This is a genomic window from Azospirillum fermentarium (genome assembly GCF_025961205.1).
Taxonomy (GTDB): domain Bacteria; phylum Pseudomonadota; class Alphaproteobacteria; order Azospirillales; family Azospirillaceae; genus Azospirillum; species Azospirillum fermentarium.
The window spans coordinates 2,520,231-2,533,232 of the sequence record NZ_JAOQNH010000001.1 but is presented as its reverse complement, the minus strand read 5'-3'; the positions used below and the strand labels follow the sequence as shown (position 1 = coordinate 2,533,232).

Genomic DNA, 13,002 nt, shown 5'->3' with positions numbered 1-13,002 from the left:
CCCAACGGTTTGGTTGAATATCATTCGGAGTCATGGGTCACTCCCGCCATAGCCGCGGTTCGTCAGCACAGGGGACGCTGTGAGCGACGACCCGCCGCCACGATCCCCGTCCCCTGCGGACGGGCCGGTCATCATGCCGTCATCACCCCCCACGCAAAGCGGCGCGGACGCGGGCCGGCCGGAAAGCGTCCGCGCCTCGCAGGTGCTGGACGATTTCCTTGCGCTTGACCATGACGAGCGCATCCGCCTCGGCGATGCCATGGCGGCGCTGGGGGACCGGGCGTTCGGCGCCTTTCTCATCCTGCTGTCGGTTCCCAACGTGCTGCCGGTGCCGGGGCTGTCCACGGTGACGGGGCTGCCCATGCTGTTTCTGGGGGCGCAGATCGCCGCCGGACGGTCCACGCCATGGCTGCCCCGGCGTCTGGCCGCGGCGTCGGTGGAGCGGAGGGCGCTGCTGCGCGTGCTGGAACGGGCACGGCCGAAGATCGCCTGGATCGAACGGAACCTGTTGCGCGCCCGGCTCGTGCCGCTGGCGCAGGGGCCGGGGGAACGGGGGGCGGGGCTGGTCATCATGCTGATGGCGGCGGTGATGGCGCTGCCCATCGTGTTCGGCAACCAGCCGCCCGCCTTCGCCATCGCCCTCATCGCGCTGGGCCTGATCGAGCGGGACGGGCTGTTCGTCCTGGCCGGGTATGTGGCGGGGCTGGCGGCGCTGGCCATCGTCTCGGCGGTGGGGCTCGGGCTGTTCCAGGGCGCCGCCTTCGTCGTGCGGCAGGCGACGGGATAGGGCGGGGAGAGGACGGCGTTGAGTGACAGCGGTGGGCAAGACACACATTCGTCCCTGGGGGGCATGAGGCTATGATCTGGGAAGTTCTGATTATCGTGCTGCTGATCGTGTTGAACGGCTTCTTCGCCATGTCGGAGATGGCGGTGGTGTCGGCGCGGCGGGCGCGGCTTCAGCAGATGGCCTCGGAAAAGGGGGCGCGGGGGGCCAAGGCGGCGCTCGCGCTGTCCGACGACCCCAGCCGGTTCCTGTCCACGGTACAGATCGGCATCACGCTGATCGGCATCGTTGCCGGTGCCTATGGCGGCGCCACCCTGGCCGACCGGCTGGGGCAATATCTGGACACCATTCCGTGGATCGCCCCGTACGGCAGCCAGGCGGGCTTCGCCATCGTGGTGGCGGTCATCACCTATCTGTCGCTGATCGTGGGGGAACTGGCGCCCAAGCGCATGGCGCTGGTGCATCCGGAGCGCATCGCCTCGGCGGTGGCGCGGCCCATGCGGGTGCTGTCGTCGGCCACCGGCCCGTTCGTCTGGCTTCTGGGGGCATCCACCGAGGGGCTGCTGAAGCTGTTCGGGCAGCAGACCACCCGCGAACAGACGGTGACGGAAGAAGAGGTCAAGACCCTGATCAAGGAGGGCACTCAGACCGGCGTGTTCGATCCCGTCGAGCAGGCGATGATCGAGGGGGTTCTGCGCCTGTCCGACCGCACCGTGCGCTCGATCATGACGCCCCGCCCGGACGTGATGTGGCTGGACATGACCGACCCCCCCGACGCCATCGCGCAGGAAATCAGCACCAGCACCTATTCCCGTTTCCTGGTCTGCCGCGGCGACGTGGACGAGGTGCAGGGCATCGTCTCCACCAAGGCGCTGCTGGAACAGGCGCTGCGCGGCAAGCCCATCGACCTGCGCGCGGCCATGGCCGAACCGCTGATCGTCCACGACGGCACCCCCATCATGCGCATGCTGGAGCTGTTCAAGCAGGCGACCGTGCACATGGCCGTGGTGGTGGACGAGTACGGCAGCGTGGAGGGCATCGTCACCGTCACCGACATCCTGGTCAGCATCGCCGGCGACCTGCCCGAACCGGGCGACGACGGTGAGGCGGCGGTCCAGCGCGACGACGGCTCGTGGCTGGTGGACGGCATGTCGCCGGTCGAGGAGATCGAGGATCTGGTGGGCGTGCGCGACCTGCGCGGGGAGGGGGATTACCACACCATCGCCGGCTTCATGCTCGACCGCTTCGGCCATATTCCCAAGGCCGGCGAGCATTTCCTGTGGCAGGACATCCGCTTCGAGGTGGTGGACATGGACGGGCGCCGGATCGACAAGATCCTGATCCAGAAAGCCCCGGCGGTGGAGGAGGAATAAGGGGCGGCCCGCCGCCCCCGACGCCAGCCGCTACGGCACGACGATGCCCAGCACCACCGCACCGGCCAGCAGCAGCAGGCAGGCGCGGCGGAACACCGCGAGCGCGCGGTCGATGTCCTGGGCGGTGGCGGCGGTGCGCCCCGGCCCGATCCAGTGGTCGGTCACCCGCATGTTCCCATAGACCCGCGGGCCGCCCAGCCGCAGATCCAGCGCCCCGGCCATGGCCGATTCCGGCCAGCCGGCGTTGGGGGAGCGGTGGCGGGTGGCGTCCTTGCGCACGCTGGCCGCCGCCGCCTGCGGATCGGCCCCCGGCGTCAGTGCCGCCGCTCCGATGACGAGCAGGGCCGCCAGCCGCGACCCCGGCAGGTTGACCAGATCGTCCAGCCGCGCCGCGGCCCAGCCGTACGCCTCGTGCCGGGGGGTGCGGTGGCCGATCATGCTGTCGGCGGTGTTGATGGCCTTATAAAGCGCGATGCCGGGCAGCCCCCCCGCCGCCAGCCACACCGCCGGGGCGACGATGCCGTCGGAGAAGTTTTCGGCCAGGCTTTCGATGGCGGCGCGGGCCACGCCGTGCTCGTCCAGGGTCGCCGGGTCGCGCCCGACGATCATGGCGACGGCGCGGCGTCCGCCCTCCAGCCCGCCGTCGCGCAGGCCCGCCGCCACCGCGGCCACATGGTCGTACAGGCTGCGCTGGGCCAGCAGGGTGGAGGCGGCCAGCGCCTCCAGCAGCCAGCCGAAGGGAAGCGTGCGCAGCGCCGCCGCCAGCGCCGCCGATCCCCAGCCCACCACCGCCAGCAACGCCGCCAGTCCCAGCACCCCGGCCAGCCGCCGTTTCAGCGGCGGGGCGCCATCGTGGTTGAGCATCCGGTCCAGCCGGTTTATGAGGGCTCCGAACCACACCACCGGGTGGCTGATGCGGGCGTACAGGGGGCCGGGATAGCCGGCCAGCCCCTCGACGGCGAGGGCGGCGGCCAGCAGCGTGAAATGCAACTCCATGTCCAGGCGGGGCTCCAGGGCCGGTACGGGCGGGAAAGAGAAAGAAAAGAGGGACGGATCATGGCGGAAACCACCGTCGGCACCAAGGACGAACCGATCCTGCACGGCGGCGATCTCGATGCCGCCCGCGCGGCCTTTCCCGGTGCGCATGAGCCGTGGCTGGACCTGTCCACCGGCATCAACCCGCGGCCCTATCCGCTTCCCCCCCTCGCCACGGATGCCTGGACCCGTCTGCCGGGCCGGGGAGAGGAGGAGGGGCTGCGCCGCGCCGCCGCCGGCTTCTACGGCGCCCCGTCGCCGGACCATGTGGCCGCCGCACCGGGGTCGCAGGCGCTGATCCAGCTTCTGCCCCGGCTGCGCCCGCCGGGGACGGTGGCGGTTCTCGGCCCCACCTATGCCGAACACGCGCAGGCATGGGCGCAGGCCGGGCACCGGGTGCGCACGGTTGCCGGCCTGGACGAACTGGCCGATGCCGACGTGGCGGTGGTGGTCAACCCCAACAACCCCGATGGCCGCATTCTGCCCCCCGACACCCTGTCGGCCCTGGCCGCCCGCCGCCATGCCGCGGGCGGCTGGCTGGTGGTGGACGAAGCCTTTGCCGAGGTGACGCCGCAGGCCAGCATCGCACCCCGGGCCGGGATGCCGGGGCTGGTGGTGATCCGGTCCTTCGGGAAATTCTTCGGGCTGGCCGGGGTGCGTCTGGGCTTCGTTCTCGCCGCCCCGGCGCTGGCGGGGACCGTGAGCGCCGCCGTCGGCCCATGGGCGGTGGCCGGTCCGGCCCTGGCCATCGGCACGGCCGCCCTGAACGACGCGGCCTGGGCGCAGGACACGCGCCGGTGGCTGGAGGCGGCGGCGCGCCGGCTCGACGGGGTGCTGGCGGGGGCAGGGCTGGCGGTTGCCGGGGGCACCAGCCTGTTCCGTCTGGCCGAAGATCATCGGGCACCGGAATTCTATTCCCGGTTGGGCCGGGCGGGAATTCTGGTCCGCCGTTTTGCCGATCATCCCACGCGCTTGCGTTTTGGTTTGCCCCCCGATTCCGATGGCGAGCGCAGATTGTATGTGGCCTTGGCCGCCAAATAAGTTAATAAAAACTAACCATAGGTTGGCATGCGTATGGTATCCGCGACATAAGCGCGCGGTTGCCTATGGAAACGGCATCCGGCACGCAACCGGGCATAACGGTGGTTGCTGACTCGGAAGCCGCTATGACACACTTCGCTCCATGCTCGAGGCGGTTGGCACCACGGTGGCGGGAATGAACGAAGCGGGGGCGGAAACGTCGGCGCCGTGGGCCATGTTCGACCCTTTGCCCGCGGGGGTGTGCATCGCCGCGGCGGACGGCGCCATCCTCTATGCCAACCCCGCCCTTCACGAACTCCTGGGATATCCCTATGGGGAGTTGACCGGGGAACGGGTTGATCTGTTTCAGGCTGCCGACCCTATGCCCGACCAGGGGCTGCCCCTTCAGCCGCGCGCGGGCCGCGAGCGGCGTTACCGCTGCCGCGACGGCGAATTCGTGTGGGTTCTGGAAGCGTCGTCGTCGGTCACGGCTCCTGACGGAAGCAGTTGCGAACTGCGGGTGCTGACCGACGTCAGCCATCACCGCCGGGCCGAAGCGGCGCTGCGCGACCAGATGCTGCTGAAGGACGTGCTGTTCGAAACCCTGCCGGTTCCGGTGTTCATCAAGGACGCGGAGGGGCGGTTCGTGGATTGCAACGACGCGTTCGAACGGTTCACCGGCCTGCCGCGCCGCGACCTGATCGAACGCACCTCGTTCAGCATGATGGATCCCCATCTGGCCGCCGCGCACGAGGATATGGACCGCGAGGTTCAGGCGTCGTGGGGTCAGCGTTCGTACGAGGAGCTGATCCCCCACGCCGACGGCACACTGCACAAGGTCCGCATCTCCAAATCCGTGTTCCGCGGCACCGACGGGCAGTTCGGCGGCATTCTCGGCGTCATCCACGACCTGTCCGGCGACAACCCGACGGGCGCCAAGCTGCAGATGATCCTGGAGCAGAGCCCCATCGGCGTGTCGGTGTCGCGCCGCGACAACGGGGTCATCATCTTCGCCAACACCCGCTTCGCCGAACTGGTGGGGCTGGACCGCGACCGGATCGTGGGATCGCGGGCGCGCGACTATTACGTGGACGACGCCCAGCGGGAACGGGTGGTGGAGAAGCTCAAGACCAATGAAGCGGTGATGAACATGGAGGTGCAGTTCAAGCGCGCCGACGATTCACCCTTCTGGACGCTCTTCACCGTCAACCACGCGGTCATCAATGGCGTGCCGGTCAATCTGGCCTGGATCTACGACTACACCGAACGCCGCAACATGGAAGAGGCGTTGCGGGAAATGGCGTCCCGCGACCCGCTGACCGGTATCTACAACCGCCGGTCCTTCATGGAAATGGCCCGGCAGCAGTTCGCCCGCGCCCACCGCTTCAACGAACCCATGTCGGTGCTGGTGTTGGACGTGGACCACTTCAAGCGGGTCAACGACACCTATGGCCACGCGGTGGGCGACGACGCCCTGCGGATGGTGGCCAGCGCCTGCAACACCAGCCTGCGCGAATACGACGTGCTGGGCCGGCTGGGGGGCGAGGAGTTCGTGGTGGCCCTGCCGGGCACCACCACCGACGAATGCCGGGTGGTCGCCGACCGGCTGCGCCGCAACCTGTCGCGTCTGGTGATTCCGGTGTCGCGCGACCGCGTGACGCTGACCGCCAGCATCGGCATCTCGGCGGTGGACATTCACAGCGACACCTTGGAAAAGGCGATCCACCGCGCCGACCTTGCGCTCTACCGTGCCAAGCGGGAAGGGCGGAACCGGGTGGTGGTGTACGAAAGCGGGATGTGATCCGGCCCGGACAGCCCGCCCACCCGGCTGTCAGGCCCGTCCGCCCGTCATAAGAAAAGCGGGAAAACCCGCTGGGCAAAGGGGGGAGTGCGCGTGATCGAGGAGTTCCGGACCGAACGCCTGACGGCCCGCCGTCTGGGGGTCGCCGATTTCGACGATATTTTCCGCATGCACACCGACCCGGCGGTCATGGCGACCCTGGGCGGCCGTTTGTGGTCGGAGGATGAGACCCGTGCCTTTCTGGGCCGGGTCCAGGCCCATTGGGATGAGCACGGGTTCGGCCTGTGGTCGATCCGCCACACCGCGACCGGTGATTTTGCCGGGCGGGCCGGGCTGCGCCGTCTGCCGCTGGACGGGGTTTGGGAAGACGAATTGCTGTACGGTTACAGCAAAAGGTGGTGGGGAAGGGGTGTTGCTACCGAAATAGCGGTAGCCTTGGCTGATATTGCCTTTTCTCGGTTGCGGTTTACCAGTCTTGTTTCGTTCACGCTGCCGACAAATGTGCAATCCCGCCGCGTGATGGAGAAAACAGGCTTCTTATATGAGCGGAATTTCATTTATTCCGGCCTGCCTCATGTTTTATATCGTCGGCGTAATCATGGCTCTCTTTGATCATAAATTCACTTTACAGTCCGGGATTGTGTATTAATACTCCCGCCGTACAGCTTTCCACCGCATATTAGATTCAACTACTTTCTTGCGCGATAAGGTTTTCTTCGCGCGGACGGGGAATGTCATGGCGCGTTCAACGGCGGCTCCGACGGGCCGTGAACGGACGTTCGATCAGAGCGAGATCATCGTTTCCAAGACCGATCTGAAGGGTGTGATCACCTATGCCAACGACGTCTTCATCCGCGTCAGCGGCTTTGCCGAAGACGAGCTTCTGGGCCGTCCGCACAGCCTGATCCGCCACCCGGACATGCCGCGGTGCGTGTTCAAGCTGCTGTGGGACCGGATTTCGTCGGGTCACGAGATCTTCGCCTATGTGGTCAATCTGGCGAAGAACGGTGACCATTATTGGGTTCTGGCCCATGTCACACCGGTTTATTCCGGCGGGACGGCGGTCACGGGCTATCATTCCAGCCGCCGCGTGCCGTCGCGCGCGGCGGTGACTGCCGCAACCGGCCTGTACGCGGCATTGAGGGCGGAAGAGGCGAAACACGCCGACCGGAAAGCGGGGATGGAGGCCGGTGGCGCCCTGCTTCAGTCGATTCTGCGCGAAAAAGGGGCGAGCTATGACGAATTCGTCTTCAGCCTTTAACGGGCGTCTTGCGGTTTCGGTCCTGATTGTTCTGTCCCTGGTGCAGGCCGGCTATGGGGCCATGGGCGGCGATTGGATCATGGCGGGCCTGGGGGCGGCGTCCCTGGCCGCGGCGGTGCTGGCCGCCCGCTGGTCGGGCCGGGTGCTGGCCGCCGTCGCCCAGGCCAACGCCGTGCTGTCCGCCGCCGAGCGCGGCAACTTGGAGCCGCGCATCCTGCGCATCCGCGGCGCCGACGGCGTGGCCGAGATGCAGCGCAACGTCAACCGCCTGCTCGACCGCGTGGAATCCTTCGGGAAAGAGGCGAACGCGGCCATGGAATACGCGGCCAGGGGCGATTATTTCCGCCGCATCGTCATGGTGGGGATGACCGGCGACTTCGCCACCTTCTCCAGCCGCGTCAACGCCGGGCTGGAGGCCATGGACCGCAAGAGCCGCGCCTTCGTGGAAAGCGCCACCCGCATCGGCGCCAACATCCGCGCGGTGGCGCAAGGGCTGTCGGCCAACGCCGCCCAGCTTGAAACCGCGTCGCGCAGCATGAGCGGCATCGCCACCACCACCTTCGACCAGTCCTCGTCGGCGGCGGACGCGGCGGAGCATGTGTCGGGCAACGTGGACGGTGTGGCCGCCGCCACCTCGCAGGTGTCCAGCGCGGTGGGCGAGGTGGCCCAGGGCGTGTCGCGCACCGCGACGCTGGCCAAGGAATCCGTGACGCGGGTGGAGGCGGCGGACACCACCATCCGTTCCCTGCTGAGTGCTGCGGACGAGATCGGGGCGGTGGTGCAACTCATCACCGACATCGCCAGCCAGACCAACCTGCTGGCGCTGAACGCCACCATCGAGGCGGCGCGGGCGGGCGAGGCCGGCAAGGGCTTTGCCGTGGTGGCGAGCGAGGTCAAGACGCTCGCCAATCAGACGGCCCAGGCCACGGACCAGATCAGCCGCCAGATCGCTTCGGTCCAGGCGGTGACGCGGGAAACCGCGGTGGTGATCCAGGCGGTGGGCACCATGATCCGCGACATCGACGGCATCGCCATGGGCATCGCCGGGGCCGCGGAGGAGCAGAGTGCCGCCATCGGCGAAATCAGCCGCTCGATCCAGGAAGCGTCCAACGGCGTGCGCACGGTGGCGGGGGCGGTGTCGCGGGTGGCCGGCGGCGCCAACGACGCCAGTGCGGCGGCGGGCGAGCTGCTGACCTCTGCCGGCGCCCTGTCCCGCCGGGCCAATGACCTGAACCGCGACATCGACGATTTCGTCGCACGGGTGTGCAACGGGCAGTAGGGACGGCTTTGGGGCGGGTGCGCAACCGGCGTCACGCATCACCGGTTGCGCTTTTTCATACATACGTCATCGTCATGCCATGGTGGAACCGACGGGGAGTCCGGTACAGGCCATGGTGGAGCCGTTTTTCAAGCCGATGTCGGATGCGGAGCGTCAGCGTCTCTTCCGGCAGCGCCGGAAGGCGCGGGATCAGGACATGGCCGCGCTGCTGCTGGCCTTGTGGGAGGTCTGCCCCGGCGAGCACCGCGCGGGGTTTGCGGCGGATCCCGCCAGCGCCGCGGTGCTCTGTGCCGCCCGCGCGCTGGCGGGACCGGGGGTGGCGGAAAAAATTTCCCCGCCGCAAAAAGTTCGGAATAACGGTTGACAGCCCGTGTTCATGAGGGGTGAAGGGGCGGCGCGGTGCCGGCCCCGGTGATGACGACCCTCATCCCTCACACACATTCCCCACGATCCGCCATGAAACGCACGTTTGTTTTCCGTGTGCTGGCTCCGGCCGGTGCGCTGCTGACGCTTGCCGCCTTTGCCGCCGTCGGTCTGCCGGGAACCTTCGGCGGCATGGCGTCCGCCGAAACGGTGGCCCCCATCACCCGCGATGCCGCGAACCCCGCCTGGGGCAAGCCGCGGTGGACCATGCAGTTCGCCTTTGACGGCAAATGCGACGATCCCCGCTACGTCGCTTCCACCGGCAAGGCCGAGCCGGGCAGCGACGAGGCCGATTGCCTGCGCGTCGGCGGCGGGCTGAAGGGCTAACGGACGGGAAACCCGCCCCCGGCCCCCGCGGAAACGGGGGCCGGGGGCGGGTTCGTTCGGAACGATCCGTGTTCAGAACGTCATGGTCAGGCCGGCGTTGAACGACCGGCCCGGTGCGGGCAGGGCCCGCAGGGTGCCGGCCACGCTGCCGCCGGCCTTGAAGTCACCATAGCTGACACCGCCCAGCGGCAGGTCGTAGCGGGCATCGAACAGGTTGTCGATGCCGGCATCCACCCGCACATTCCCCCACTGATAGCCGGTGCGCAGGTTGACCAGCGCATAGGACGCGGTGTGCGGCTCGTTGCGGGTGTCGTCCACCCGGTTCTTGGCGGCAGCCCCCTGAAGCTCCAGCGCGTTGTTCCACCCGCCCAGACGGTGTTCCAGGGTCACCGTGGCGTTCAGCGGCATCAGGTGATAGAGGCTGCCGCCATCGTCCAGATTGCGGCCCTGCACCCACCCGGCCACCGCCGACAATTTCAGGTCACCCCAGCGTTCCCCGCGCGCCAGAACCTTGAACGCCGAGGCGTTGATGCCGAACAGCACCGCGTCGTGGTTGGCGAAGCGAAGCTGCACGAAATCCTGGCTGAAGCGCTGCACCCGGTCCACGTCGATGTAATCCTGGACATAGGTGTAATAGGGCGTGACGGTGACCGCCCAGTCGGCACGCCCGGCGTCGTGCCAGCCGCCGCTGAGGCTGGCGGTGTAGGCCTTTTCCGGCTTCAGCGCCGGGTTGCCGATGTAGCCGTTGGCGTCGCCGTACCAGCCGGACATGGTGCTCGCCATCTGCCCCGTGCCCCAGGAATAGCGCTCGTACAGGTTGGGGGAGCGGGTCTTGCGGGCGACCCCCGCCTCGTAGGTGGCTGTGGCCGACGGCTCGTAGCGCACCAGGGCGGTGGCGTCGATATTGGCGTCGGTGGCCGACCGGTCGCCGCGGTTGAAGGCGGTGGCGGCGGCGGCATCGGGGTTGGCCATCATGCCGATGCGGCTGGCCCAGGAATAGGGCTGCACCGTGCCCACCCTTGACCATACCATATCGTTGCGGACGCCGAGCAGGGTGGTCCAGGCCGGCGACCAGCGGGATTCCACCTCGGCGAAGGTGCCGAGCCGGGTGCGCCGCCCGTCGTTGACGTTGATGTAGGTCAGGGGCGACATCATCATCGCCCCGGCCACCGGCGGCCACCAATCGTCGAGCGCGTAGCTGTGCAACTCGTTCCCCACCCGCAGCGTGTCGCGCTCCGTCAGCGGGATGGTGCCGGTAAGGGTATAGCCGGTGTCGGTGCCGCGGGTCTTCATGGGCATGCCGCCGCGTGACGTGCCGCCCTTGTCGTCCAGGAAGTTCATGGTGTGGTTGACGCGCTGGAAATAGGCCCGCGCGTCCAGCCCGCCCCAGCCGAAGCTGCCGGCGTAATGCAGGTTGACGAACCCCTGCTGGTTGTCGGTCAGGTCCATGCGCTGGTTGGGGAAGCCCTGATAGGGGATGGACTGCACGCCCCCCTTGATCTCCACCCGATGGTTATCGCTGCGCAGGGCCAGCGTCAGGGCGTGGTTGATTGCCTCCGCTTCCGTGGAGCGCACCCGCGCGCCGTTGCCGCCGGCGCGGTAGTTGTTGGAGCGGCTCCACGACCCGTCATAGCCGAGGCTGACGCTCTCCGTCGCCACGGTGGCGGAGGCCGCGGCGGTCACCCCCTCGTTCACGCTGCGGAACGCGGTGGAGGCTCGGCCGCTGACCGTCACCCCCTGGCCGGCTTGGGAGAAAGGCGGGGCGGGGGAGTCGGCGGCGATGGTGCCGCCGATGCTGTCGCCCCCGGCGCTGACCGGGGTGATGCCGGCCAGCACCGTGATCTGGCCCACCGACGCGGGCGTGATGGTGGACAGCGGCGGGTTCATGAAATTGGGGCAGGCGGCGGTGATGCTCATGCCGTCGATCAGCGTCTTCACCCGGTCGGCGCCCAGCCCGTTGAGGGCGGGCAGGGCGGAGATGGCCCCGCCGCTGCTCAGGCTGACCCCCGGCACGCTTTGCAGCAGCCCGGCGGTGTCGCTGGTGGACAGGCGGCGGGACGCCAGCGCCTCCCCGCCGAGGGTGGTGGCGGTCAGGGCTTCCGGCGCCCCTTCCACGGTGATGGTGTCCAGGCTCACCGTCTGGGCAACGGCGGCGGCGGGCATGATGAGGGCGGTCACGGCCAGCAGGCCGCGTTTGAACGAACGGACGGACATGATTCGGCAAATCCCGTGAGCCGCACCGGCGCTCATCGGGCCGGTGCGGGCATATGTGATCGGTGGGGTGAGGGAGGGATCAGCCGAAGAATGGGGGTGCGCGCGCCTGCAGACACGACAGGAACCACCCGGCGGCGATGTGCGAGCCGGGCAGGGCTTCCGGCCCATGGAGCACCCACACCACGGGCAGCGCCAGAACCAGCAGGGGAGCGGGAAGAAGGGACGGGCTGCACAGGGAACAGGTCAGGCAGCCGTCGCAGGCATCATGCCCGCTGGCCGGGCCGCTTGTGCCGGCCGCGTCGGTCACCGGGAGGCCGGCGGCGTCGAGGGTGACGGTGCTCATCCCCTCGGCGGTGCAGATGACGATGGTGTCACCGGCCTTTTGCCCCATCCGGGGCATGGTGAAGGGAACGGCCAGCATCTGGAACAGCAGCGCCAGCACACCGGCCCACAGGCCGATGCGCCGCATCCGTTCCGAGAGAAGGCCGCCCCCCACCGTCATGGGTTTAGAAATAGGCCGCGAGGTTGGCGCGGATGCGCTCCAGCACCGGCACGGGCTGGTCCGGCAGGGTGAAGCGCTGGCCGGTGATCATCTCGTACGCGGTGATGTAGACGCGCGCGGTGTTCAGCACCAGCTCGTCGGGGATGGCGGGGATGGGGTCGTTGTACGGATCGCAGCGTTCCGACACCCAGGTGCGCACGAAATCCTTGTCGAAGCTTTCCGGGCGCTCACCGGCGGCAAAGCGGGCCGCGTAGCTGTCCTTGATCCAATAGCGGCTGCTGTCGGGGGTGTGGATCTCGTCGGCCAGGAACACGGTGCCGTTCTCGTCCACGCCGAACTCGTACTTGGTGTCCACCAGGATCAGGCCGTGGCGGTCGGCAATCTCCCGCCCGCGGGCAAACAGGGCCAGCGCTGCGGCCTGCACCTGCTCCCACTGGGCGGCGGGGAGGATGCCGCCCGACACGATCTCGTCCGGGGACAGCGGCGTGTCGTGGTCGCCGATGGCGGCCTTGGTGGTGGGGGTGATGATGGTCTGGGGCAGCTTCTCGTTCGGGCGAAGGCCCTCGGGGAAGCTATGGCCGTACATCTCCCGCTTGCCCGCCTTGTACATGGACAGGATGGAGGTGGAGGTGGTGCCGGCCAGATAGTCGCGCACCACCACCTCGACCGGCAGGATGGTCAGCCGCTTGCACACCACCACGTTGGGATCGGGATAGTCGATCACGTGGTTGGCGATGATGTCGGCGGTCTTCTCGAACCAGAAGCGGGCGGTCTGGGTCAGCACCTGCCCCTTGAACGGGATGGCCGTCAGATTGATGTCGAAGGCGCTCAGCCGGTCCGACGCGATGATGATCCGCCGCCCGTCGGGCAGGTCGTAATTGTCCCGCACCTTGCCGTGGTAATGGTTCGGCAGTTCGGGGATGTCCACATCCACCAGGACATTGTGCAGATGGGGGGCGAGGGCGGCGGTGTCGGTCATCGCG

The 13,002-nt window shown here is 68.3% G+C and carries 13 protein-coding genes; 9 read left to right on the top strand and 4 right to left on the bottom strand.

Translation table 11 applies throughout. The features are described 5' to 3' along the window. The first annotated feature begins 133 nt into the window (after positions 1-133). Both M2352_RS11895 and M2352_RS11890 read left to right on the top strand, forming a co-directional pair. Entirely contained in the window at positions 134-787 is a 654-nt protein-coding gene (locus M2352_RS11895) for an exopolysaccharide biosynthesis protein (protein WP_264664696.1), read from the top strand. A gap of 71 nt (positions 788-858) precedes the next feature. Next, positions 859-2,157 (top strand): hemolysin family protein, encoded by a 1,299-nt coding sequence (locus tag M2352_RS11890; RefSeq protein WP_264664695.1) that lies wholly within the window; start codon positions 859-861, stop codon positions 2,155-2,157. Positions 2,158-2,187: 30 nt separating this feature from the next. Here M2352_RS11890 and cbiB read toward each other — a convergent pair whose 3' ends face one another. Further along, a complete protein-coding gene (gene cbiB, locus M2352_RS11885; RefSeq protein ID WP_264664694.1) occupies positions 2,188-3,153 on the bottom strand; it encodes an adenosylcobinamide-phosphate synthase CbiB in 966 nt (321 codons plus the stop codon). A gap of 60 nt (positions 3,154-3,213) precedes the next feature. Here cbiB and cobD point away from each other — a divergent pair, with 60 nt between their 5' ends. From cobD to M2352_RS11850, 7 genes are all read left to right on the top strand, one after another. Then, complete coding sequence (gene cobD, locus M2352_RS11880; RefSeq protein ID WP_264664693.1) at positions 3,214-4,233, top strand: threonine-phosphate decarboxylase CobD; 1,020 nt, start codon at positions 3,214-3,216, stop codon at positions 4,231-4,233. Positions 4,234-4,375: 142 nt separating this feature from the next. Continuing rightward, positions 4,376-6,013: a sensor domain-containing diguanylate cyclase gene (locus tag M2352_RS11875; protein ID WP_264664692.1), complete on the top strand. Its 1,638-nt coding sequence runs from the start codon at positions 4,376-4,378 to the stop codon at positions 6,011-6,013. A gap of 93 nt (positions 6,014-6,106) precedes the next feature. After that, complete coding sequence (locus tag M2352_RS11870) at positions 6,107-6,625, top strand: GNAT family N-acetyltransferase (protein ID WP_264664691.1); 519 nt, start codon at positions 6,107-6,109, stop codon at positions 6,623-6,625. 124 nt (positions 6,626-6,749) lie between these two features. Then, complete coding sequence (locus M2352_RS11865; RefSeq protein WP_264664690.1) at positions 6,750-7,274, top strand: PAS domain-containing protein; 525 nt, start codon at positions 6,750-6,752, stop codon at positions 7,272-7,274. Further along, entirely contained in the window at positions 7,249-8,553 is a 1,305-nt protein-coding gene (locus M2352_RS11860) for a methyl-accepting chemotaxis protein (RefSeq protein ID WP_264664689.1), read from the top strand. The genes M2352_RS11865 and M2352_RS11860 overlap by 26 nt, the downstream gene beginning before the upstream one ends. Before the next feature lie 112 nt (positions 8,554-8,665). Then, a complete protein-coding gene (locus M2352_RS11855) occupies positions 8,666-8,917 on the top strand; it encodes a hypothetical protein (protein ID WP_264664688.1) in 252 nt (83 codons plus the stop codon). 92 nt (positions 8,918-9,009) lie between these two features. Further along, positions 9,010-9,303, top strand: a complete 294-nt coding sequence (locus tag M2352_RS11850) for a hypothetical protein (RefSeq protein WP_264664687.1) — start codon at positions 9,010-9,012, stop codon at positions 9,301-9,303. A 72-nt stretch (positions 9,304-9,375) separates the two neighbouring features. Here the strand turns inward: M2352_RS11850 and M2352_RS11845 are convergent, their stop codons facing one another. The 3 genes from M2352_RS11845 to M2352_RS11835 form a co-directional block, all read right to left on the bottom strand. Then, complete coding sequence (locus M2352_RS11845) at positions 9,376-11,517, bottom strand: TonB-dependent receptor (RefSeq protein ID WP_264664686.1); 2,142 nt, start codon at positions 11,515-11,517, stop codon at positions 9,376-9,378. A 79-nt stretch (positions 11,518-11,596) separates the two neighbouring features. Then, a complete protein-coding gene (locus M2352_RS11840; RefSeq protein ID WP_264664685.1) occupies positions 11,597-11,986 on the bottom strand; it encodes a DUF2946 domain-containing protein in 390 nt (129 codons plus the stop codon). 37 nt (positions 11,987-12,023) lie between these two features. Then, positions 12,024-12,998 (bottom strand): phosphoribosylaminoimidazolesuccinocarboxamide synthase, encoded by a 975-nt coding sequence (locus M2352_RS11835; RefSeq protein ID WP_264664684.1) that lies wholly within the window; start codon positions 12,996-12,998, stop codon positions 12,024-12,026. Positions 12,999-13,002: the final 4 nt, after the last annotated feature.

Coding starts and splice junctions, on each gene's coding strand:
- M2352_RS11895 (WP_264664696.1), top strand. CDS start 134: ATGCCGTCATCACCCCCCACGCAAAGCGGCGCGGACGCGGGCCGGCCG.
- M2352_RS11890 (WP_264664695.1), top strand. CDS start 859: ATGATCTGGGAAGTTCTGATTATCGTGCTGCTGATCGTGTTGAACGGC.
- cbiB (WP_264664694.1), bottom strand. CDS start 3,153: ATGGAGTTGCATTTCACGCTGCTGGCCGCCGCCCTCGCCGTCGAGGGG.
- cobD (WP_264664693.1), top strand. CDS start 3,214: ATGGCGGAAACCACCGTCGGCACCAAGGACGAACCGATCCTGCACGGC.
- M2352_RS11875 (WP_264664692.1), top strand. CDS start 4,376: ATGCTCGAGGCGGTTGGCACCACGGTGGCGGGAATGAACGAAGCGGGG.
- M2352_RS11865 (WP_264664690.1), top strand. CDS start 6,750: ATGGCGCGTTCAACGGCGGCTCCGACGGGCCGTGAACGGACGTTCGAT.
- M2352_RS11860 (WP_264664689.1), top strand. CDS start 7,249: ATGACGAATTCGTCTTCAGCCTTTAACGGGCGTCTTGCGGTTTCGGTC.
- M2352_RS11855 (WP_264664688.1), top strand. CDS start 8,666: ATGGTGGAGCCGTTTTTCAAGCCGATGTCGGATGCGGAGCGTCAGCGT.
- M2352_RS11850 (WP_264664687.1), top strand. CDS start 9,010: ATGAAACGCACGTTTGTTTTCCGTGTGCTGGCTCCGGCCGGTGCGCTG.
- M2352_RS11845 (WP_264664686.1), bottom strand. CDS start 11,517: ATGTCCGTCCGTTCGTTCAAACGCGGCCTGCTGGCCGTGACCGCCCTC.
- M2352_RS11840 (WP_264664685.1), bottom strand. CDS start 11,986: ATGCGGCGCATCGGCCTGTGGGCCGGTGTGCTGGCGCTGCTGTTCCAG.
- M2352_RS11835 (WP_264664684.1), bottom strand. CDS start 12,998: ATGACCGACACCGCCGCCCTCGCCCCCCATCTGCACAATGTCCTGGTG.